Genomic DNA, 20,785 nt, shown 5'->3' on the forward strand with positions numbered 1-20,785 from the left:
GATGAAGACCTGAGATCTTTGTTGCCAGTCAGATAGCATTCGCGGGCAAGCCCGCTCCTACAAGTTCTATGCAAAACCTGTAGGAGCCGGCTTGCCGACGAAGCTTTTAAAGCACCAACGGCGCACGCTCGCACAACGCACTCAACGCCCGAGCCCAACGCGGGTCATCGTTAAGGCACGGTACCAGCACCAACTCCTCTCCCCCTGCTGCGCGGAATTGCTCCTTGCCGCGATCTCCGATTTCTTCCAGGGTCTCGATACAATCGGCAACGAACGCCGGGCACATCACCAGAATCTTTTTCACGCCGCTTTTGGCCAACTCATCAAGGCGCGCTTCGGTGTAGGGCTCGATCCATTTGGCGCGTCCCAGACGCGACTGGAACGACACCGACCACTTGCCCTCCGGCAACCCCATGCGCTTGGCAAACTCTGCCGCCGTACGCAGGCACTGACCGCGATAACAGGTGGCGACCACCTCAGGTGGCGCCCCGGCGCAGCAATCGCCGCCCCCTTCGAAGCTGTGACCGGGGTTGAGCTTCTTCAGATGCCGCTCCGGCAATCCATGAAAACTCATCAATAAATGATCGTAGTCCTGCTGCAAATGCGGCCGCGTCGTGGCGACCAGCGCATCGAGGTATTCCGGTTGATCGTAGAAAGGTTGAAGAACCGACAATTGCACGTTGAGGTTTTTCTCGCGTACCACGCGTTTGGCTTCCTCGATGACCGTGGTGGTGGTGCTGTCGGCGAACTGTGGATAAAGCGGCGCCAGCGTAATCCGCTTGTGCCCTGCGCCGACCATGCGCATCAGTGTCGATTCGATCGACGGCTCGCCATAGCGCATGGCCAGTTCGACCGGGCCGTGGTGCCACTGGATGGTCATGGCTTGTTGCAAACGACGGCTGAGTACCACCAGCGGCGAGCCCTCGTCCCACCAGATCGAGGCATAAGCATGGGCCGACTGCTCGGGACGCTTAATCAGGATCAGCGACACCAGCAAGCGTCGAACCGGCCATGGCAGGTCGATCACGTACGGGTCCATCAGAAATTGGTTGAGGTAGCTGCGCACATCCGCCACCGAGGTGGAGGCAGGTGAGCCCAGGTTGACCAGAAGCAACGCGTGATCAGTCATGCAACGTCCTATTTCAAAGGCGACTGGACAGATCGTCCAGAGCCGCGCGCAAATCCATGAACTTAAAAGTGAAACCAGCCTGTAACAAACGCACCGGGGTGGCGCGCTGGCCGCCCAGCAACAGTAAGGACAACTCACCCAGCCCCACCTTCAATACGAAGGCCGGCATCGGCATGAACGCCGGGCGATGCAGTACGCTACCCAGCGTCTTGGCAAACTCGCGGTTGCGCACCGGTTTGGGCGCGCACGCATTATAGGGACCGCTGGCCTCGTTGCGATGCAGAAGAAAATCAATCAGGGCGATTTGATCGTCGATATGAATCCACGGCATCCACTGCCGGCCGTTGCCGATGGGCCCTCCCAGACCCAGTTTGAACGGCAGTAACAGCCGCGACAAAAAGCCACCCTCCGCCGACAGCACCAACCCGGTACGGATGTGAATGACGCGAATGCCCATCGCTTCGGCCCGCTGTGCAGTCTCCTCCCAGGCGATGCATAACTGGCTGGCGAAGTCTTCACTGATCGGCCCCGAATCCTCGGTCAGTTCACGCTCGCCGCCGTTGCCATACCAGCCGACAGCTGAACCGGAAATCAGGACCCGGGGTTTCTGCTCGCGACTTTCGAGCCACGCCAGCAGGGTTTCGGTGAGCGTGATGCGACTGCTCCACAACAAGGCTTTTCGCTTGTGCGTCCAGGGTCGGTCGGCAATCGGCGCTCCGGCCAGATTGACGATCGCATCCACTGGCTCCTGCCCCAGATCCTCCAGCCGGGCAATTCCACGCACTTGGGTACCACATGTTTTCGCGACTTTTTCAGGCTGGCGACTCCAGACTGTCAGGCGATATCCCTGACCCGACCAGTGCCGGCAAAGCTGACGTCCTATCAAACCAGTACCGCCGGTCAGCAATATGTGCATGACTTCTTCCTCGCGTGGCGTTTTACCCTGTCCATTAGTCTATTTTTATAAGCAGGGATCTTTGGTATCGAGCAGGCTCTATGTTTAACAATAGGCCAAGCTGTCAGAACGAGAACGCTAAAAGTTATACCAACAAACAATATTGTACAGGTTTGAACCCCGGCGTAGTCTGTACAGAAAGGTAAACGAGGCACCTATGACTGTACCTATCGCAATCATTGGCACCGGCATTGCCGGACTCTCCGCCGCCCAGGCCCTGACTGACCTCGGGCATGTGGTTCAACTGTTCGATAAAAGCCGCGGTAGTGGCGGGCGCATGTCGAGCAAACGCAGCGATGCGGGCGCTCTGGACATGGGTGCGCAGTATTTCACCGCCCGTGACCGTCGCTTTGTCACCGAAGTCCAGCGCTGGCAGGCCAAGGGCTGGGTTGCCGAGTGGACGCCGCAGCTGTACACCTACCATGGTGGCCAGCTTAACCTGTCGCCAGACGAGCAGACCCGCTGGGTCGGCACGCCGCATATGAGCGCCATCACCCGCGCCCTGCTTGGTGAACTTGAAGTGCATTTCGCCTGCCGGATCACCGAGGTCTATCGCGGTGAAGAACACTGGCATCTGCAGGACGCCGAGGGCTTCACCCACGGACCGTTCAGCCACGTGGTCATCGCCACGCCAGCCCCGCAGGCCACGGCTTTGCTGGCATCTGCGCCGAAACTCGCCGGTGCCGCCGCCGGGGTGAAAATGGACCCGACCTGGGCCATCGCCCTCGCCTTCGAAACGCCGCTGGAAACGCCCATGGAAGGCTGCTTCGTGCAGGACAGCCCCCTCGACTGGCTGGCTCGCAACCGCAGCAAACCCGGGCGTGACAACACTCTCGACACCTGGGTGCTGCACGCAACCAGCGCCTGGAGTCGCCAGCACATTGACCTGTCCAAGGAAGCCGTGATCGAACAACTGCATGGCGCCTTCGCCGAACTGCTGCACGATTCCATGCCCGCACCGACCTTCAGCCTCGCCCACCGCTGGCTCTACGCCCGCCCCGCCAGCAGTCACGAATGGGGCACCCTGGCCGATGCAGACCTGGGGCTGTATGCCTGTGGCGACTGGTGCCTGTCCGGGCGCGTCGAAGGGGCCTGGCTCAGCGGTCAGGAAGCCGCTCGCCGCTTGCATGAACACCTGCAGTAAGCAAAGGCATCAACCCGAGCAAATCGCTGCTGTCGCCATGGACAGCAGCCCGCCACAATACTTATACACAACATTTGACTTGTACAACTTCGAATCTATGATGAAGTTATCCTGTACAGACTCGACCGTCTGCACCGGTTCAGATTCGAGGTGCTCCGATGTCCCACGCCCACGCCAAACCGAAAATCGCCATCAGCGCCTGCCTGATGGGGCTCGACGTGCGCTACAACGGCGGGCACAAGGAATCGCGGTTGTGCAGCCGCACCCTCACTGATTACTTCGATTTCATCCCGGTCTGCCCGGAAGTGGCCATCGGCCTGGGCGTGCCCCGCCAACCGATTCGGCTAGTGGGCAGCGCAGATCAACCCGAAGCCGTGGGCACCCTCGACCACAAGCTTAACGTGACACAACCGTTGGCCACCTACGGCCGGGACATGGCAGCGCAGTTGGGGGATATCTGCGGCTACATCTTCATGCAAAATTCCCCGTCCTGTGGCCTGGAGCGGGTCAAGGTCTACCACGCCAACGGCGCACGGGCGGATATTGGCGGGCACGGGATCTACGCCCGGGCCTTCTGCCTGCGGCACCCGGACTTGCCGGTGGAGGAAGACGGCCGGCTCAACGATCCGGTGCTGCGGGAAAACTTCCTCACCCGGGTGTTCGCCTACAGCGCCTGGCAGCAGCTACGTCAAGAGGGCATGACCCGGCACGGTCTCACGGGCTTTCACTCGCGCTACAAATACCTGCTGATGGCCCACAACCCGGTGCAATACAAAACCCTGGGCAATCTGCTGGGCAACATGGGCAAAACCGATCCGCAGGAACTGGGCCCCCGCTATTTCAGCGAACTGATGTCGGCGCTGAAAAAATGCGCCACTCGCCGCACTCACACCAACGTCCTGCAACACCTCAGCGGCTACCTGAAACAGGCCATCAGCGGCGAAGACAAGCAGGAAGTGCAGCACGTAATCAGCCAATACCGCCTGGGTATCGTGCCGCTGGTGGTGCCGCTGACGCTGCTCAAGCATCACTTTCGCCAACACCCCGATCCGTACATCGCACAGCAGGTTTACCTGCAACCGCACCCGGAAAACCTCAGCCTGCGAAACGCCATCTGATGAAAAAAAAACTCGACACCAGCGCCCGCGAAGACCTCGGCGATGACTTTGAAAAGGCGTTGGACGAAGGCTGGCTGCCGATCCGAGAAGTGGCGCGGCAAACCGGCGTCAATGCCGTGACCTTGCGCGCCTGGGAGCGGCGCTACGGTCTGATCGTGCCGCAACGCACACCCAAGGGGCATCGGTTGTTCTCGGCCGACCATGTACAACGCATCCAGGCCATTCTCACCTGGCTCAACCGTGGCGTTGCCGTCAGCCAGGTCAAGCAACTGCTCGACACGCCGCAAGCCTTCAGCGAGTCCGTCGACAACGATTGGCACGCCTTGCTGCAAACGTTGCTGCAGGCGGTCAGCGGATTGCAGGAGCGCGCCCTGGATGACAGCGTCAATCAGGCGATGGCGTTGTATCCGCCGCGAACCCTGTGCGAACAGTTGCTGATGCCCTTGCTGGCCGCTCTGGAGCAACGCTGGCAAGGCCAGTTCGGTGCGCAGATGGAGCGGGGCTTTTTTTGTGCCTGGCTGCGTAGCAAGTTCGGTGCACGCATCTACCATAACAATCGTCAGTTGTGCACCGCGCCGCTGCTGCTGATCAACCACTCGGACCTGCCCATGGAGCCGCACCTTTGGCTAACGGCCTGGCTGATCAGCAGCGCCGATTGCCCGGTGGAAGTCTTCGACGGGCCACTGCCGGTCGGCGAACTGGCATTGGCGGTCGAACTTCTGCAACCCCGTGGGATTCTGCTGTACTCAAGCAAAGCCCTGAATCCGGCGCAGCTGCCGAAACTTTTCAAAGGTGTCAGTTGCCCAAAAATGATTGCCGGACCAACGGTATGCATCCACCGCACCGAGCTGTCTGTCAGTACTGCCGAGATCGCTGATTTGTACCTGGCCGAAAATCCGTTGTCGGCACATCAGGCACTCGTTCAGCGCGGGCTGATTTAAATGAATCGCGTGGATACCAACATGCAATTGATCTGGCTGCGCAGCGACTTGCGCCTGCATGACAACACCGCCCTCTCGGCTGCCGCGGCTCGCGGCCCGTGCGTGGCGGCATTTCTGTTGAGCCCGGAACAATGGCTGGAACACGACGATGCGCCCTGCAAAGTGGACTTCTGGCTGCGTAACCTACGCGAGTTGAGCCGCGAACTGGGTCAACTGAACATTCCCCTGCTGGTCCGCCTGGCACCTCGCTGGGATGACGCACCCAGCGTATTGCTGAACCTGTGCCGACAGTTGCAGATCGACGCTGTGTACCTCAACGAAGAGTACGGCATCCACGAATCCCGTCGCGATGCAGCCGTCACCCAGACGCTGAAGGCTGAAGGCATCGAAGTTCGCCGCTACCTCGATCAATTGCTGTTCAAGCCCGGGAGCGTGCTGACCCGGACCGGCACTTACTTTCAGGTCTTCAGCCAGTTCCGCAAAGTCTGCTACGAACGACTGCACCGCTCGCTGCCCAGCCTGGTCTGCGCGCCGCACAAACAAACGCCGCTGAACATTGCCAGCGATGCGATCCCCGTGAGTGTCGACGGCTTCGCAACACCCGATGAGAACCTGCGCAACCTGTGGCCGGCGGGCGAAACCAAAGCCTGGCATCGCCTCGACAGCTTTAGCGATGTGCAGATCGCGCGCTATCAAAGCGAACGGGATTTCCCGGCGAAGCCCGGCACCAGTCAGCTCTCGGCCTATCTGGTCGCCGGGGTGATTTCTGTGCGCCAATGCCTGCACGCGGCCTTGAACAGCAATCAAGGTGAATTCGAAAGTGGCAAGACTGGCGCCGTCACCTGGATCAACGAACTGCTGTGGCGCGAGTTCTACAAACACATCCTGGTGGGCTACCCTCGGGTTTCCCGACACCGCGCGTTTCGTCCGGAAACCGAAGCATTGGCCTGGCGCAACGCCCCCGAAGAACTGGCCGCTTGGCAACAGGCGCGTACCGGTTTGCCGATTATCGACGCCGCCATGCGCCAACTGCTGGCAACCGGCTGGATGCACAACCGCCTGCGCATGGTGGTGGCGATGTTCCTGACCAAGAACCTGTTGATCGACTGGCGCGAAGGCGAACGCTTTTTCATGCGTCACCTGATCGATGGCGACCTGGCGGCGAACAACGGTGGCTGGCAGTGGAGTTCCTCCACCGGCACCGACTCGGCGCCTTACTTCCGGATTTTCAACCCGCTGAACCAGTCGGAAAAATTCGACCCCGAAGGCGTGTTCATCAAGCAATGGCTGCCGGAACTGGCCGGGCTGAATAAAAGAGAAGTGCACAACCCCGCCAATCTCGGCGGCCTGTTCGGTGTTGTGGATTACCCCTCACCGATCGTCGACTTGAGTACCTCCCGTACACGCGCGTTGACGGCGTTCAAAAATCTACCCTCACGGCAGTACACCGCAATTGGGTCATGAGTTACCGCTACCGGGATTGCCTCGATGCCGGGGCTCTGTTTTATGAATATTTACCCGTATTGGGCCGGGCAATTGCCTGGCTGAAAAGGAGATTGGGATGAGTTGCGCACTCGCACGACGATACTGGCTGACCGGTGCCAGCAGCGGCATCGGTGCCGCCCTGGCCGAAGAAATCCTGAAAACCGGTGCGCACCTGGCCGTCAGCTCGCGCATCGTGGCCCCCCTCAAAGACTTGTCGCAACGTTATCCGGGACAGGTGCTGGTGGTCGCCGGAGACCTGACCAACAGCCAGACCGTGCGCGAGATCGGCGAGCAGATTGCCGAGGACTGGGGCTCGCTGGACACCGTGATACTCAATGCCGGCACCTGCGAGTACGTGGATGCCAAACAGTTCGACGCCTCGATTGTCGAGCATGTCGTGCGCACCAACCTGCTGGCCAGCAACTATTGCATCGAAGCGGCCCTGCCCCTGCTGCGTGCCGGCACCGCACCGCACATGGTAGCCATGGCCAGTACGGTGACTTACCTGCCACTGCCCAAGGCAGAAGCGTACGGCGCCTCGAAGGCCGGGCTGCGTTATCTGTTCGAATCCCTGCGCATCGACCTGGCCCCGGAAGGTATTGAACTCACAGTGATCAGCCCCGGGTTTGTCGAAACGCCGCTGACGGCGAAAAACGACTTCCCCATGCCCTTGAGCTGGCCGGTGGAGAAAGCCGCACGGCACATCTTCGAAAAACTCAAGGAGCGCCCGCTGGAAATCGCTTTCCCGGCAGCGTTCATGGCCGCCCTCTGGCCGCTCTCCAAACGGCCGGACCGAGTGAAACTGGAGATCGGCAAACCCATGGTGCGCAGCCAGCCACCGATCAAGGATCAACCCTGAAAATCGCCACCATCGGCATCGGTATCGCGGACGTTCCGATACTTGAGCGTCCGTCAGACCTTTCACACAGCACCCGGCGACTGCCTTACACTGCGCGCCATGAAAACCATCCCCCATACGCAAATCGCGGAACCCGCGGTCACGTGCTCGACCTGTGCAGCCTGCTGCTGCCAGCTCGAAGTCATGCTGATCACCGATACGGGTGTGCCTGAACGGTTCATCGATACCGATGACTGGGGCGGGGAAGTCATGCTGCGCCTGGACGACGGATGGTGTGCCGCACTGGATCGCAACACGATGATGTGCACCATCTACGAAAAACGCCCGCTGATCTGCCGGGAATTCGAGATGGGCGCACCGGAGTGCATCGACGAACGCCAGGGGATTTCGACGGCGTATCGCTGAACAGGAAAACAACACAGCTCCTGTAGGAGCGAGCCTGCTCGCGATTGCGGACTGTCAGCCAACTAAGCTGGCAACTGACACACCGTCATCGCGAGCAGCCTCGCTCCTACAGGGGGATGCAATTACAACGGCAACGTGTAATGCAGCGAGTAGCTTTCTACACCGTCGTTGGAACTGGCGAGCCCGGCGTTGGAATAGTGCGTCGCACGGATCCCGACTTCATGGCCGCCGTTGAAGCGCAGGCCAAAACCGAACCGGTCTTCAAACTGGAAGGCACTGCCGATGTTGTTGTCTTCGAGTCGGGTATTGGAGAACACCGCCACGCCAATGCCTGCTTCAACGTAGGGCTTGACGTTCTGACCGGCAAATTCGTAAACGAACACCGGAGAGAACGACAGGCTGTTATTGCTCGAGGTCTTGTCGCCTTCCCAATAGGTGTAGGCGCCGCTCCAGTAACCGGTCACGCGACCGACGTCACTCTGCCACCAGCTCTGGTCCCAATCGAATTGCATGCCCAGTCGATACGTCATGGTCGAATCGCTGGTCTGACCAACCGCGAACTCCACACCAGCCGCCTGCGCGGTAAAGGTGTGCCCCATTAATGCGGCCGCAATCGCGGCCAAACAGAATAGTCGCTTCATTAGAAACTTCCCTTTCCGAACAATTTCGTATGGTTTTTTTTTGTTGCTCAACCCTGCAAAGCTATGGAAATCGGCGATTTATCAGAAGCTCACCCCAATTTTTCGTTTGATTCCTTTGGACTTTCTTACCTGTTGAAGCTTCGCACAATGCCAGCCGTATTCCACAGTATCGGCAAGATATTTCTGAAATGAACCGGATCGGCGCTGGTCCAGAACTGCGCTTCTCGGGCAGGCCCCTCGGCGAGCAGCTCGCCTTCGACCAAAAGCCGCTGGAGTTGCCGTGCGACGGCGGCACCGGTATCGATCAGGCTGATGTCCTCGGGGATCATCTGCCGCAGCATCGGCTTGAGAAAAGGGTAATGGGTGCAGCCGAGAATCAGGGTGTCCGCGCCGGCAGCCAGCAGTGGTTCGACATACCCGGCCAACAGCTGACGCAGCTCGGAACTGCGCAGATCGCCGTTTTCAATCAGTTCAACCAGACCGGGACACGGCTGGGTGATCACTTTCACGTCCGTGGCGAAGCGGTCGAGCAATGCGGCGAACTTGGCGCTCTGCAAGGTGCCGGTGGTGGCCAGCACCCCCACCACGCCGGAGCGGGTTGCGGCGGCGGCCGGTTTGACTGCCGGCTCCATGCCGACAATGGGCCATTCGGGATAGTCACGGCGCAAGTCGGCGACGCCAGCCACCGTCGCCGTGTTGCAGGCCAGCACCAGGGCCTTGGCGCCCTGTTGCTGAAAGAAGTCGGCCATCACGCTGCAACGCTGCTGGATAAATTCCGGGGTTTTCTCGCCATAGGGAATATTCCCGCAGTCGGCGACGTACATCAGCGTCTCGTTGGGCAGCAAGCACTGGATCTCGGCTAGCACCGAGAGCCCGCCGACACCGGAGTCGAACACACCAATCGGCGCTTCACGCATGTTTCGACCCACAGACGCTGCAACCCGGATCGCGCTTGACCCGCAATTCACGGAAGCGCGTGCCCAAGGCATCGATCAACAGCAGGCGCCCCACCAGCGGCTCGCCGAATCCGGCCAGCAATTTCAGCGCTTCAAGCGCTTGCAGACTGCCGACCAGCCCCACCAGCGGACCGACCACGCCGGCTTCGCTGCAGGTCAGTTCGGCTTCGCTGCCGTGCCCGTATAGGCAGTGGTAGCACGGACTCTCCGGCCGACGCGGATCGAACACCGACAGTTGCCCTTCGAGGCGAATCGCCGCGCCGCTGACCAGCGGTTTGCCGGCGGTTACGCAAGCGGCGTTGACCGCTTCACGGGTGGAAAAATTGTCAGAACAATCGAGGACCAGATCCACCCCCGCCACCACGGCGGCCAGGGAATCCTCATCCAGCGCCGCACGATGAGCGATCAACTGGATCTCGGGATTGATCGCGCTCAGGCGCTTGATTGCCGAATCGACCTTGGACATGCCGACGCTGTCGGTGTCGTGAATGATCTGGCGCTGCAGGTTGGTCAGGTCGACCGTATCGAAGTCCGCCAGGTGCAATTCGCCAACACCAGCGGCTGCCAGATACAGCGCCACTGGCGCGCCAAGGCCGCCAAGACCGACAATCAATACGCGGCTTTCCTTGAGCCGCAATTGGCCGTCGATATCGATGTGTTGCAGCAGAATCTGCCGGCTGTAACGCAGCAACTCCTGATCATTCAGCACGGCAGGCGCCCCAGACTGATGCGTTGGTGACCGCCCAGATCGGTGCGGCTGTGGACTTCTTCAAATCCGCGGGTCAGCAGCAAATCGCGGACCGCCTCGGCCTGATCGTAGCCGTGTTCGAGCATCAGCCAACCGCCGGCGTCCAGATGGTCCGGCGCCTGGGCGACGATCAGGCGCAGATCCTCGAGCCCGTCGACACCGGCCACCAAAGCACTGGCCGGTTCAAAGCGCACATCGCCCTCAACCAGATGCGGATCGGCCGCTGCGATGTAGGGCGGATTGCTGATGATCAGTTGAAAACGCTGACCTTCCAGGGCACTGAACCAATGGCTGCTCAGCACGGTGGCGTTGCCCAGGTGCAGACGCTGGCGATTGCGTTCGGCCAGGGCCACGGCTTCCAGAATTCGGTCCACGGCAGTGACGCTCCAGGCCGGACGTTCGCTGGCCAGGGCCAGGGCAATCGCGCCGCTGCCGGTGCCGAGGTCGAGTACTTTAGCCGGTGTGGCCGGCAACAGTTCCAGCGCGGCCTCCACCAGCAGTTCGGTGTCCGGGCGCGGGATCAATGTGTGCGGTGCCACTTCCAGATCCAGCTTCCAGAAACCCTGCTGGCCGAGGATATAGGCCACCGGCTCACCGTTGCGGCGGCGCTGCAAATATTCGGCGAACGTCAGCGCCGCTTCGCTCGGCACGATGCGCTCCGGCCAGGTGTGCAGGAAACTGCGGGACTTGCCCAAGGCCGCCGCCAGCAGCAATTCGGCATCCAGACGCGCCGTGGGCGAGTCGGGCAAATCGGCGGCGCGCAACAAACTGGCAATGATCGTCATTTACTCACCTATCGCTGCCAGTTGATCGGCCTGGTATTCGGCCAGCAACGGCTCGATCACCGCCTCTACACCGCCGGCGAGGATCTCGTCGAGGGAATACAGGGTCAGGTTGACGCGGTGGTCGGTGACCCGGCCCTGGGCAAAGTTATAAGTGCGGATGCGCTCGGAGCGATCACCGGAACCAACCAGCAACTTGCGCTCACTGGCGATGGCGTTGGCCGCGGCGGAGGTCTGTTGATCGTTCAGCTTGGCCGACAACCAGGACATCGCCCGGGCGCGGTTCTTGTGCTGTGAACGTTCTTCCTGGCACTCGACCACGATGCCGGATGGCAAGTGCGTGATGCGGATCGCCGAGTCGGTCTTGTTGACGTGCTGGCCACCGGCGCCAGAGGAGCGATAGGTATCGACGCGCAGGTCGRCCGGGTTGATCTCGATGGCTTCCTGCTCGTCCGGCTCGGGCAACACCGCCACGGTGCAGGCCGACGTGTGGATGCGGCCCTGGGATTCGGTCGCCGGAACCCGCTGCACGCGGTGCGCGCCGGATTCGAATTTCAGCTTGCCGTAGACGTTGTCGCCCTCGACCCGGGCAATCACCTCTTTATAGCCGCCGTGTTCACCCTCGTTTTCCGAGAGGATCTCCACTCGCCAGCCACGGCGCTCGGCGTAGCGCGAATACATGCGGAACAGGTCACCAGAGAAAATCGCTGCCTCGTCGCCGCCGGTGCCGGCACGGATTTCGAGAAACACGTTGCGCCCGTCGTTCGGGTCCTTGGGCAGCAGCATGCGCTGCAGGTCGGCTTCAAGCGTGACCAGGCGTTCCTTGGCCTCGCGGACTTCTTCCACGGCCATTTCACGCATGTCCGGGTCGCTGTCCTTGAGCAGTGCCTGGGCGCCTTCGAGGTCGTCCTGCACTTTCAGCAGTTCTTTATAGGTGCCTACGATCGGTTCGACTTCCGCGTACTCCTTGGAATAGGTGCGGAACTTGTTCTGATCGGAAATGACCTCGCCGTCGCCCAGCAGGGCAGTCAATTCCTCGAAACGGTCCTGGAGTATATCCAGCTTATTGAGCAGTGACGCTTTCATTGCGGTTTTTTATCCGAAAAGCTATCCGATGAGCCCTCACCGAGGGCAAAGAGTTCCTGGGCCATCGCCAACGCATCCAGGCGACCTTCGGCAGAAAGCTTTTTCAATTGCACGCTCGGTGCGTGCAACAGTTTGTTGGTCAGCCCGCGAGCCAGTTGCACCAGCACCTCTTCGGCACTGCTGCCATTGGCCAGCATGCGCTGGGCCTTTTGCAATTCTTCGTCGCGCAGGCGTTCGCTCTGTTGACGATAAGCCTTGAGCACGTCCACCGCCGCCAATTCACGCAGGCGGACCATGAAGTCTTCGGCACCGACCGAGACCATCTCTTCGGCGGCCTGGGCTGCGCCCTGACGGCTCTTGAGGTTCTCGGCAACCACCTCGTGGAGATCGTCGACGCTATAGAGGTAAACGTCGTCCAGCTCGCCGACTTCTGGCTCGATGTCGCGGGGAACGGCGATATCCACCATGAAAATGGGTTTGTGCTTGCGCAGTTTCAAGGCGCTTTCCACTGCACCCTTACCCAGAATCGGCAATTGGCTGGCAGTGGAACTGATGACGATATCGCTGCGCACCAGCTCTGCCGGAATATCCGACAGCAACACCGCATGGGCACCGAACTGTTCGGCCAGAATGCTCGCGCGCTCCAGGGTGCGGTTGGCGACCACGATGCGCTTTACACCCAGGTCATGCAGATGGCGGGCGACCAGGGTGATGGTCTCGCCGGCGCCGATCAACAAGGCCTGGCTGCGTTGCAGGTCGCTGAAAATCTGCTTGGCCAGGCTCACCGCGGCAAACGCCACCGACACCGGGTTCTCGCCGATGGCAGTGTCGGTGCGCACCTGCTTGGCCGCATTGAACGTGGCCTGGAACAGCCGCCCGAGCAACGGCCCGATGGTGCCGGCCTCGCGGGCCACGGCATAGGCCGACTTCATCTGGCCGAGAATCTGCGGTTCGCCCAACACCAGCGAGTCGAGCCCGGAAGCCACCCGCATCATGTGACGAACTGCCGCATCATCTTCATGCACATAGGCGCTTTCGCGCAGCTCGTCGTAGCTCAAATGATGATATTCGGCCAGCCAGCGCAGCACGACATCCGCCGACAGGTGATCCTGTTCTATATAGAGTTCACTGCGATTGCAGGTGGAGAGGATCGCAGCTTCGCGGCTGTCGGTGAGTCGGCAGAGCTGCTGCAAGGCCTCAACCAGCTGCTCAGGGGTAAAAGCCACGCGCTCGCGGACGTCTACTGAAGCAGTCTTGTGGTTAATACCGAGTGCAAGGAAGGCCATTCAAAGTCGCTGATGGTGACGTGAAGCCGGTAATTGTCCTACTTCGACGGAATCAGAACAACCACTCGATATCTATCGCTTCGGTAGATGGCGCCCACGTTGCGAGCATTTCTCGTTTACACAATCCTTGTAGGAGCTGGCTTGCCAGCGAAAGCGGCAGCACAGGCGACCTGTCTGTCGACTGGACCATCGCCTTCGCCGGCAAGCCAGCTCCTACAGGGACCGTGTGCATGCGAAAATGCCAGGCCGGTTATGTTTGGCCGAAAGCTTGTGTCATGATGATCCGACCGCAGGTTAGTCGTCCTCTTCCTATATGAATAGATCTTCCGCGTTGCTCCTCGCTTTTGTCTTCCTCAGCGGCTGCCAGGCCTTGGCACCCGTTCCGTCGGACGGTACGTCGCCGGTTGAAGACAGCACCCCGGTCCCTGAAAAGCCCAAGGTCTACAGCTCATTCAGCGAGGACACCATCTTCAGCCTGTTGAGCGCCGAACTGGCTGGCCAGCGCAATCGTTTCGACATTGCCCTGGACAACTATGTGACCCAGGCCATCAATACCCAGGATCCGGGCATTTCCGAGCGGGCATTCCGTATCGCCGAATATCTGGGCGCCGATCAGGCAGCCCTGGACACCGCGCTGATCTGGGCCAAAAACGCCCCCAACGACCTCGAAGCGCAACGCGCCGCCGCCGTGCAACTGGCACGCGCCGGGCGTTATGACGACTCCATGGTCTATATGGAGAAAGTCCTGCAAGGCAAGGGTGACACGCATTTCGACTTCCTCGCGCTGTCCGCGGCCGACACCGACCAGGACACCCGCAACGGCTTGATGAAAAGCTTCGACCGTTTGTTGCAGCGTCATCCGGACAACAGCCAGCTGATTTTCGGCAAGGCGCTGCTGATGCAACAGGATGGCGATACCAAAGGCGCGCTGAAGCTGCTGGAAAACAATCCGCCGGACGACGGCGAAATTGCCCCGATTCTGCTGCGTGCACGCCTGTTGCAAACCCTGAATCGCGGTGACGAGGCCTTGCCGCTGCTGCAAAAAAGCATCAAGAAATACCCGGACGACAAGCGCCTGCGCCTGACTTATGCGCGGATGCTGGTTGAACAGAACCGTATGGACGACGCCAAGGCCGAGTTCTCGAGCCTGGTTCAGCAATACCCGGAGGACGACGAACTGCGTTACTCCCTGGCACTGGTCTGCCTGGAAGCCAAGGCCTGGAGTGAGGCCAAGGGTTACCTGGAAGACCTGATCGCCCGGGAAAGCCACGTCGACTCGGCGCACCTGAATCTCGGTCGCATCGCCGAAGAACAAAACGACCCGCAAGGCGCGCTGATCGAATACGCCAGGGTTGGCCCGGGCAGTGACTTCCTGCCGGCGCAATTGCGCCAGGCCGACATCCTGATGAACAACGGCAGGACTGCCGAAGCGCAAAGAAAGCTGGCGGCAGAGCGCGATGAGCAGCCCGATTATGCAATTCAGCTGTACTTGATCGAAGCCGAAACCTTGTCCGCCAACAACCAGGGCGACAAGGCCTGGAAAATTCTGCAACAAGCCTTGCAGCAATACCCGGACGACTTGAATCTGCTCTACACCCGAGCCATGCAAGCGGAAAAACGCAATGACCTGGCGCAGATGGAAAAAGACCTGCGCGCGATCATCAAGCGCGACCCGGACAATGCCATGGCGTTGAACGCCCTCGGCTACACCCTGTCTGACCGCACCACACGCTACGCCGAAGCCAAGGCCCTGATCGAACAGGCGCATCAGATCAGTCCGGAAGACCCGGCGGTACTCGACAGCCTTGGCTGGGTGAATTACCGCATGGGCAATCTCGACGAAGCCGAGCGCCTGCTGCGCCAAGCCCTGGATCGCTTCCCCGATCAGGAAGTCGCCGCTCACCTGGGCGAAGTCCTGTGGGCCAACGGCAAACAGCGCGAAGCCAAACAGGTCTGGGGCAAGTTCCTCAAGGAACAACCCGACAGCCCGACCCTGCGCGGCACCATCAAACGCCTGACCGGATCAGAGACTCTTTAAGATTATGTTTTTGCGCCATTTCATCGTTTTCAGTTTTATCGCCCTGCTCGCCGGTTGCGCGGGCCTGGGTCCCCGCGAATCAGTCGAGGGTCACGGCAACCCCACCCAATGGCGAGAGCACAAACAGCAGCTTGCGAGCCTCGATGGCTGGCAGATCGACGGCAAGATCGGCATTCGCGCACCGAAAGATTCGGGCAGCGGCACGCTTTTCTGGTTGCAGCGCCAGGATTACTACGACATTCGCCTGTCGGGACCACTGGGCCGCGGCGCAGCTCGCCTGACCGGACGTCCGGGCAAGGTGTCGCTGGAAGTCGCCAACCAGGGACGCTACGACGCACCGAATCCGGAAGTGCTGCTCGAAGAACAGTTGGGCTGGAAATTGCCGGTGTCCAACCTGGCCTGGTGGGTGCGCGGGCTCCCGGCTCCGGACAGCAAAAGCCGTCTGACGCTGGACGACAACAGTCGTTTGGCCAGTCTGGAACAGGACGGTTGGCAGGTCGAGTACACCGAATATACCCAACTGAACGGTTACTGGCTGCCCGAACGGATCAAACTGCATGGCACCGACCTGGATGTCACGCTGGTGATCAAGGCTTGGCAACCGCGCAAATTGGGGCAGTGAAATGCCAGACAATCGCCTGACACTGCCTTCGCCAGCCAAACTCAATTTGATGCTGCACATCCTGGGGCGCCGCGAAGACGGCTACCACGAACTGCAGACGATGTTTCAGTTTCTCGATTACGGCGACGAAATCACCTATGCCCTGCGCGATGACGGTGTCATCCGACTGCACACCGAATTCCCAGGCGTCCCCCACGACAGCAACCTGATCGTCAAGGCCGCGAAAAAACTTCAGGAGCAGTCCGCTTGCTCGCTGGGCGTCGATATCTGGATCGACAAGATCCTGCCCATGGGCGGTGGTATCGGTGGCGGCAGTTCGAATGCCGCAACGACTTTGCTCGGACTCAATCACCTGTGGCAATTGGGCTGGGATGAAGATCACCTGGCTGGCCTGGGGTTGACGCTGGGCGCCGACGTCCCGGTTTTCGTACGTGGCCACGCGGCTTTTGCCGAGGGCGTGGGGGAGAAACTGACCCCTGTCGACCCGGAAGAACCGTGGTATCTCGTGCTGGTGCCGCAAGTCTCTGTAAGTACGGCAGAAATTTTTTCAGATCCGTTGTTGACACGTAACACTCCTCCCATTAAAGTGCGCCCCGTTCCCAAGGGAAACAGTCGTAATGACTGCTTGCCGGTGGTAACAAGGCGTTATCCAGAGGTACGTAACGCTTTGAATTTGTTAGGTAAATTTACCGAAGCAAAACTCACCGGAACTGGAAGTTGTGTGTTTGGGGGCTTCCCAAGCAAAGCTGAAGCTGATAAAGTCTCGGCCCTTCTTACAGAGACCCTTACAGGTTTTGTAGCAAAAGGAAGCAACGTTTCGATGTTGCACCGCAAGCTTCAAGGTCTGCTCTAAAGGAACCGATTACTGGGTAATCGTTGCAACAGATACAGGGGCGTCGCCAAGCGGTAAGGCAGCAGGTTTTGATCCTGCCATGCGTTGGTTCGAATCCAGCCGCCCCTGCCATTTTCCTATACTCATCCAGGTTACCCTCAGCCTTCAGGTACTGCGCGTGTCCAAGATGATGGTCTTTACGGGGAACGCTAACCCCGATCTGGCTCGGCGTGTCGTACGTCAGCTGCATATCCCTCTCGGTGACATCTCTGTCGGTAAATTCTCCGATGGCGAAATTACAGCCGAGATCAATGAAAACGTCCGCGGTAAAGACGTCTTCATTATTCAGCCGACTTGCGCTCCGACCAACGATAACCTGATGGAACTGGTAGTGATGGCTGATGCCTTCCGCCGCTCCTCGGCTACTCGTATCACTGCTGTTATTCCTTACTTTGGTTATGCCCGTCAGGATCGCCGTCCGCGTTCCGCACGTGTGGCTATCAGCGCGAAAGTCGTGGCTGACATGCTTACCGTAGTCGGCATCGACCGTGTTCTCACGGTTGATCTGCATGCTGACCAAATCCAGGGTTTCTTCGATATTCCGGTAGATAACATCTACGGCTCCCCGGTTCTGGTGGATGACATCGAAGATCAGCGCTTCGAAAACCTGATGATCGTGTCCCCGGACATTGGTGGCGTCGTGCGTGCACGTGCCGTTGCCAAATCCCTGGGCGTGGATCTCGGGATCATCGACAAACGCCGTGAGAAAGCCAATCACTCTGAAGTGATGCATATCATCGGTGATGTCGAAGGGCGTACCTGTATTCTGGTCGATGACATGGTCGATACCGCCGGCACCCTGTGCCACGCGGCCAAGGCCTTGAAAGAGCATGGCGCTGCCAAGGTTTTCGCCTACTGCACACACCCTGTGCTGTCCGGTCGGGCGATCGAAAACATCGAAAATTCCATGCTGGATGAACTGGTGGTGACTAACACCATCCCGTTGTCCGCTGCTGCACAAGCCTGCTCGCGTATCCGTCAACTGGATATCGCGCCGGTAGTTGCCGAGGCGGTTCGCCGCATCAGCAATGAAGAATCGATCAGCGCGATGTTCCGCTAAGGGCCCTGCCCTTCTCGAAATGTCTCGTTGACGAAAAGCGCCCCGCCCCGGCATTCCTGTCGGGGCGGGGCTTTTTTGCCCATATCGCCTTTAGCGCTGGTCGCAAACGCTGGGGCGAATGTGGTTATTTTGGAGATACAACATGAACGATTTTACCCTGAATGCTGAAGTGCGTTCCGACCTGGGGAAAGGTGCGAGCCGCCGCCTGCGTCGTCTCGCAAGCCTGGTTCCAGCTGTAGTTTACGGTGGCGAAAAAGCCCCTGAATCCATCAGCATGCTGGCCAAAGAAGTTGCCAAACTGCTCGAAAACGAAGCGGCTTACAGCCACATCATCGAGCTGAACGTTGGTGGCACCAAGCAGAACGTCGTGATCAAAGCCCTGCAGCGTCACCCGGCCAAAGGCCACGTGATGCACGCTGACTTCGTACGCGTAGTAGCTGGCCAGAAACTGACCGCTATCGTTCCAGTGCACTTCATCAACGAAGAAGCACCGACCAAGAAAGGCGGCGAAATCTCGCACGTTGTTGCCGAGATCGAAGTTTCCTGCCTGCCGAAAGATCTGCCTGAGTTCATCGAAGTCGACCTGGCTAACGCTGAAATCGGTTCGATCATTCACCTGTCGGACCTCAAGGCTCCTAAAGGCGTTGAGTTCGTGGCCCTGGCACACGGCGATGACAAGGCTGTTGCCAACGTCCACGCTCCACGTGTTGCTCCAGAAGCTGCAGAAGGCGCTGCAGAGTAATTTTACTCTGTACGCCGGAGTGACCGGAAACATCGCGGACTAGAGCATAGCGAGAAAGCGGGCGAGAACGCGGAGTTTACATCATGGTAAATGAGCAATTTTCGTCCACTTTCGCCGCTCTCCCTGATTGCGGCGATGTTATCCACCACTCCAATGAAGGGCCCCTATCGTGACTGCCATCAAACTGATCGTTGGCCTGGGAAATCCAGGCGCTGAATACGAACAGACCCGGCATAACGCAGGGGCCCTTTTTGTTGAGCGCATCGCGAACGCACAAGGCGTGAACCTTGTGGCGGACCGCAAATATTTTGGCCTGACCGGGCGCTATTCGCATCAGGGTCAGGATGTTCGTCTGCTGATTCCCACCACGTACATGAACCGCAGCGGCCAGGCCGTAGCGGCACTCGCCGGTTTCTTCCGCATCACGCCTGAAGAAATCCTCGTGGCGCACGACGAACTCGACCTGCCACCCGGCGTTGCCAAGCTCAAGCAGGGCGGCGGCCATGGCGGTCACAACGGGTTGCGCGACATCATTGCGCAACTGGGCAATCAGAATACCTTTCATCGCTTGCGGCTTGGCATTGGCCACCCGGGCGTTGCCAGTATGGTTTCAAATTTCGTCCTGGGTCGTGCGCCACGCGCTGAACAGGAAAAACTCGATGCCAGCATCGACTTTGCCCTCGGCGTGCTGCCGGATATCCTCGCCGGTGAATGGAACCGCGCGATGAAAAACCTGCACAGCCAGAAGGCCTGACTCTTATCCGAGGGGAAACACCATGGGATTCAATTGCGGCATCGTCGGCCTGCCTAACGTCGGCAAGTCCACCCTGTTCAACGCCCTGACCAAATCCGGGATCGCGGCCGAGAACTTCCCCTTCTGCACCATCGAGCCCAACAGCGGTATCGTGCCGATGCCGGATCCGCGCCTGGATGCCCTGGCAGCCATCGTCAATCCAAAGCGCATCCTGCCGACCACCATGGAGTTCGTCGACATCGCGGGCCTGGTCGCCGGTGCGTCGAAAGGCGAAGGCCTGGGCAACAAGTTTTTGGCCAACATCCGTGAAACCGATGCCATCGCCCACGTGGTCCGCTGCTTCGAAGACGAGAACGTGATTCACGTCTCCAACAGCGTCGACCCGAAACGCGACATCGAAATCATCGACCTGGAACTGATCTTCGCCGACCTCGACAGCTGCGAGAAGCAACTGCAGAAAGTCGCGCGCAACGCCAAGGGCGGTGACAAGGATGCAGTGGTCCAGAAAGGCCTGCTGGAGCAACTGATCGCTCACTTCACCGAAGGCAAGCCAGCGCGCACTCTGATGAAGAACATGGGCGCCGACGAAAAAGCGGTAATCAAGGGCTTCCACCTGCTGACCACCAAGCCGGTCATGTACATCGCCAACGTCGCAGAAGACGGTTTCGAGAACAACCCGCTGCTGGACATCGTCAAAGCCATCGCCGAAGAAGAAGGCGCTGTGGTTGTTCCGGTGTGCAACAAGATCGAAGCGGAAATCGCCGAACTCGATGACGGCGAAGAGAAAGACATGTTCCTCGAAGCCCTGGGCCTCGAAGAGCCTGGCCTGAACCGCGTGATCCGTGCCGGCTACGAAATGCTGCACCTGCAGACCTACTTCACCGCTGGTGTCGAAGAAGTCCGCGCCTGGACCGTCCGCGTCGGTGCCACCGCACCACAAGCCGCTGGCGTGATCCACACCGACTTCGAAAAAGGCTTCATCCGCGCCGAAGTGATCGCCTACAACGACTTCATCCAATACAAGGGCGAAGCCGGTACCAAGGAAGCCGGTAAATGGCGTCTGGAAGGCAAGGACTACATCGTCAAAGACGGCGACGTGATGCACTTCCGCTTCAACGTGTAAGCCATACGCTCACAAAAAA

The 20,785-nt window shown here is 59.6% G+C and carries 21 protein-coding genes, 1 tRNA gene and 1 pseudogene; 15 read left to right on the plus strand and 8 right to left on the minus strand.

All coding sequences use genetic code 11. From position 1 onward, the window contains the following. Positions 1 to 106: 106 nt before the first annotated feature. Together hemH and AC1DWG_RS26815 are read right to left on the minus strand one after the other, a co-directional pair. Positions 107 to 1,129: a ferrochelatase gene (gene hemH / locus AC1DWG_RS26810; protein WP_477788572.1), complete on the minus strand. Its 1,023-nt coding sequence runs from the start codon at positions 1,127 to 1,129 to the stop codon at positions 107 to 109. A gap of 13 nt (positions 1,130 to 1,142) precedes the next feature. Then, positions 1,143 to 2,045 (minus strand): TIGR01777 family oxidoreductase, encoded by a 903-nt coding sequence (locus tag AC1DWG_RS26815; RefSeq protein WP_477762642.1) that lies wholly within the window; start codon positions 2,043 to 2,045, stop codon positions 1,143 to 1,145. Positions 2,046 to 2,241: 196 nt separating this feature from the next. Here AC1DWG_RS26815 and AC1DWG_RS26820 point away from each other — a divergent pair, with 196 nt between their 5' ends. From AC1DWG_RS26820 to AC1DWG_RS26850, 7 genes and pseudogenes are all read left to right on the plus strand, one after another. Continuing rightward, entirely contained in the window at positions 2,242 to 3,228 is a 987-nt protein-coding gene (locus AC1DWG_RS26820) for an NAD(P)/FAD-dependent oxidoreductase (protein WP_477756333.1), read from the plus strand. A 158-nt stretch (positions 3,229 to 3,386) separates the two neighbouring features. Then, entirely contained in the window at positions 3,387 to 4,346 is a 960-nt protein-coding gene (locus tag AC1DWG_RS26825; protein WP_477762641.1) for a YbgA family protein, read from the plus strand. After that, the gene (locus AC1DWG_RS26830) at positions 4,346 to 5,287 is read left to right on the plus strand and encodes a MerR family transcriptional regulator (RefSeq protein WP_477788573.1); all 942 of its coding nucleotides are present in this window, start codon (positions 4,346 to 4,348) and stop codon (positions 5,285 to 5,287) included. Before AC1DWG_RS26825 ends, AC1DWG_RS26830 begins: the two co-directional genes overlap by 1 nt. Before the next feature lie 21 nt (positions 5,288 to 5,308). Continuing rightward, positions 5,309 to 6,751: a deoxyribodipyrimidine photo-lyase gene (phrB, locus tag AC1DWG_RS26835; RefSeq protein WP_477788574.1), complete on the plus strand. Its 1,443-nt coding sequence runs from the start codon at positions 5,309 to 5,311 to the stop codon at positions 6,749 to 6,751. A gap of 2 nt (positions 6,752 to 6,753) precedes the next feature. After that, positions 6,754 to 6,852, plus strand: a pseudogene (locus tag AC1DWG_RS26840) (transcriptional regulator); the annotation flags it as partial. After that, positions 6,849 to 7,631 carry an SDR family NAD(P)-dependent oxidoreductase gene (locus AC1DWG_RS26845; RefSeq protein ID WP_477762638.1) on the plus strand — a complete coding sequence of 261 codons (783 nt, stop codon included), beginning with the start codon at positions 6,849 to 6,851 and terminating at the stop codon, positions 7,629 to 7,631. The pseudogene AC1DWG_RS26840 and the gene AC1DWG_RS26845, both read left to right, overlap by 4 nt. A 99-nt stretch (positions 7,632 to 7,730) precedes the next feature. Next, complete coding sequence (locus AC1DWG_RS26850) at positions 7,731 to 8,036, plus strand: YkgJ family cysteine cluster protein (RefSeq protein WP_007981864.1); 306 nt, start codon at positions 7,731 to 7,733, stop codon at positions 8,034 to 8,036. 122 nt (positions 8,037 to 8,158) lie between these two features. On the opposite strand, the gene AC1DWG_RS26855 is transcribed toward AC1DWG_RS26850, so the two are convergent. The 6 genes from AC1DWG_RS26855 to hemA all read right to left on the minus strand — a co-directional run bounded on the left by AC1DWG_RS26855 (position 8,159) and on the right by hemA (position 13,535). Then, positions 8,159 to 8,677, minus strand: coding sequence for an acyloxyacyl hydrolase (locus AC1DWG_RS26855; protein WP_223454734.1), 519 nt, complete (start codon positions 8,675 to 8,677; stop codon positions 8,159 to 8,161). A 125-nt stretch (positions 8,678 to 8,802) separates the two neighbouring features. After that, a complete protein-coding gene (gene murI, locus AC1DWG_RS26860; RefSeq protein WP_477788575.1) occupies positions 8,803 to 9,594 on the minus strand; it encodes a glutamate racemase in 792 nt (263 codons plus the stop codon). Next, complete coding sequence (locus AC1DWG_RS26865) at positions 9,587 to 10,342, minus strand: molybdopterin-synthase adenylyltransferase MoeB (protein WP_477754147.1); 756 nt, start codon at positions 10,340 to 10,342, stop codon at positions 9,587 to 9,589. The genes murI and AC1DWG_RS26865 overlap by 8 nt, the downstream gene beginning before the upstream one ends. Then, positions 10,336 to 11,166 (minus strand): peptide chain release factor N(5)-glutamine methyltransferase, encoded by an 831-nt coding sequence (gene prmC, locus AC1DWG_RS26870; protein ID WP_477754148.1) that lies wholly within the window; start codon positions 11,164 to 11,166, stop codon positions 10,336 to 10,338. Before prmC ends, AC1DWG_RS26865 begins: the two co-directional genes overlap by 7 nt. Then, the gene (gene prfA, locus AC1DWG_RS26875) at positions 11,167 to 12,249 is read right to left on the minus strand and encodes a peptide chain release factor 1 (RefSeq protein ID WP_477788576.1); all 1,083 of its coding nucleotides are present in this window, start codon (positions 12,247 to 12,249) and stop codon (positions 11,167 to 11,169) included. Next, complete coding sequence (gene hemA, locus AC1DWG_RS26880; RefSeq protein WP_007973881.1) at positions 12,246 to 13,535, minus strand: glutamyl-tRNA reductase; 1,290 nt, start codon at positions 13,533 to 13,535, stop codon at positions 12,246 to 12,248. Before hemA ends, prfA begins: the two co-directional genes overlap by 4 nt. A 313-nt stretch (positions 13,536 to 13,848) precedes the next feature. On the opposite strand from hemA, the gene AC1DWG_RS26885 reads away from it, so the two are divergent. From AC1DWG_RS26885 to ychF, 8 genes are all read left to right on the plus strand, one after another. Then, positions 13,849 to 15,573, plus strand: a complete 1,725-nt coding sequence (locus AC1DWG_RS26885; protein ID WP_477762635.1) for a tetratricopeptide repeat protein — start codon at positions 13,849 to 13,851, stop codon at positions 15,571 to 15,573. Positions 15,574 to 15,577: 4 nt separating this feature from the next. Continuing rightward, positions 15,578 to 16,195 carry a lipoprotein insertase outer membrane protein LolB gene (gene lolB, locus AC1DWG_RS26890; protein WP_477762634.1) on the plus strand — a complete coding sequence of 206 codons (618 nt, stop codon included), beginning with the start codon at positions 15,578 to 15,580 and terminating at the stop codon, positions 16,193 to 16,195. A 1-nt stretch (position 16,196) separates the two neighbouring features. Next, positions 16,197 to 17,048, plus strand: coding sequence for a 4-(cytidine 5'-diphospho)-2-C-methyl-D-erythritol kinase (ispE, locus tag AC1DWG_RS26895; protein ID WP_477762633.1), 852 nt, complete (start codon positions 16,197 to 16,199; stop codon positions 17,046 to 17,048). Between the two features lie 36 nt (positions 17,049 to 17,084). Next, positions 17,085 to 17,159: transfer RNA gene (locus tag AC1DWG_RS26900), tRNA-Gln, on the plus strand. Between the two features lie 46 nt (positions 17,160 to 17,205). Next, on the plus strand, positions 17,206 to 18,147 hold the full coding sequence (locus AC1DWG_RS26905) for a ribose-phosphate pyrophosphokinase (protein WP_003208392.1): 942 nt from the start codon (positions 17,206 to 17,208) through the stop codon (positions 18,145 to 18,147). Between the two features lie 142 nt (positions 18,148 to 18,289). Next, a complete protein-coding gene (locus tag AC1DWG_RS26910; protein WP_008046051.1) occupies positions 18,290 to 18,889 on the plus strand; it encodes a 50S ribosomal protein L25/general stress protein Ctc in 600 nt (199 codons plus the stop codon). A gap of 169 nt (positions 18,890 to 19,058) precedes the next feature. Next, entirely contained in the window at positions 19,059 to 19,643 is a 585-nt protein-coding gene (gene pth, locus AC1DWG_RS26915) for an aminoacyl-tRNA hydrolase (protein ID WP_008153430.1), read from the plus strand. A gap of 22 nt (positions 19,644 to 19,665) precedes the next feature. After that, on the plus strand, positions 19,666 to 20,766 hold the full coding sequence (gene ychF, locus AC1DWG_RS26920; RefSeq protein ID WP_218426638.1) for a redox-regulated ATPase YchF: 1,101 nt from the start codon (positions 19,666 to 19,668) through the stop codon (positions 20,764 to 20,766). Positions 20,767 to 20,785 lie beyond the last annotated feature (19 nt).

Source organism: Pseudomonas sp. P4_B3 (assembly GCF_056402295.1).

What these genes read in the sequence shown, in the direction of transcription:
- hemH (WP_477788572.1), bottom strand. Translation starts at nt 1,129, where the DNA reads ATGACTGATCACGCGTTGCTTCTGGTCAACCTGGGCTCACCTGCCTCC.
- AC1DWG_RS26815 (WP_477762642.1), bottom strand. Translation starts at nt 2,045, where the DNA reads ATGCACATATTGCTGACCGGCGGTACTGGTTTGATAGGACGTCAGCTT.
- AC1DWG_RS26820 (WP_477756333.1), top strand. Translation starts at nt 2,242, where the DNA reads ATGACTGTACCTATCGCAATCATTGGCACCGGCATTGCCGGACTCTCC.
- AC1DWG_RS26825 (WP_477762641.1), top strand. Translation starts at nt 3,387, where the DNA reads ATGTCCCACGCCCACGCCAAACCGAAAATCGCCATCAGCGCCTGCCTG.
- AC1DWG_RS26830 (WP_477788573.1), top strand. Translation starts at nt 4,346, where the DNA reads ATGAAAAAAAAACTCGACACCAGCGCCCGCGAAGACCTCGGCGATGAC.
- phrB (WP_477788574.1), top strand. Translation starts at nt 5,309, where the DNA reads ATGCAATTGATCTGGCTGCGCAGCGACTTGCGCCTGCATGACAACACC.
- AC1DWG_RS26845 (WP_477762638.1), top strand. Translation starts at nt 6,849, where the DNA reads ATGAGTTGCGCACTCGCACGACGATACTGGCTGACCGGTGCCAGCAGC.
- AC1DWG_RS26850 (WP_007981864.1), top strand. Translation starts at nt 7,731, where the DNA reads ATGAAAACCATCCCCCATACGCAAATCGCGGAACCCGCGGTCACGTGC.
- AC1DWG_RS26855 (WP_223454734.1), bottom strand. Translation starts at nt 8,677, where the DNA reads ATGAAGCGACTATTCTGTTTGGCCGCGATTGCGGCCGCATTAATGGGG.
- murI (WP_477788575.1), bottom strand. Translation starts at nt 9,594, where the DNA reads ATGCGTGAAGCGCCGATTGGTGTGTTCGACTCCGGTGTCGGCGGGCTC.
- prmC (WP_477754148.1), bottom strand. Translation starts at nt 11,166, where the DNA reads ATGACGATCATTGCCAGTTTGTTGCGCGCCGCCGATTTGCCCGACTCG.
- hemA (WP_007973881.1), bottom strand. Translation starts at nt 13,535, where the DNA reads ATGGCCTTCCTTGCACTCGGTATTAACCACAAGACTGCTTCAGTAGAC.
- AC1DWG_RS26885 (WP_477762635.1), top strand. Translation starts at nt 13,849, where the DNA reads ATGAATAGATCTTCCGCGTTGCTCCTCGCTTTTGTCTTCCTCAGCGGC.
- lolB (WP_477762634.1), top strand. Translation starts at nt 15,578, where the DNA reads ATGTTTTTGCGCCATTTCATCGTTTTCAGTTTTATCGCCCTGCTCGCC.
- ispE (WP_477762633.1), top strand. Translation starts at nt 16,197, where the DNA reads ATGCCAGACAATCGCCTGACACTGCCTTCGCCAGCCAAACTCAATTTG.
- AC1DWG_RS26910 (WP_008046051.1), top strand. Translation starts at nt 18,290, where the DNA reads ATGAACGATTTTACCCTGAATGCTGAAGTGCGTTCCGACCTGGGGAAA.
- ychF (WP_218426638.1), top strand. Translation starts at nt 19,666, where the DNA reads ATGGGATTCAATTGCGGCATCGTCGGCCTGCCTAACGTCGGCAAGTCC.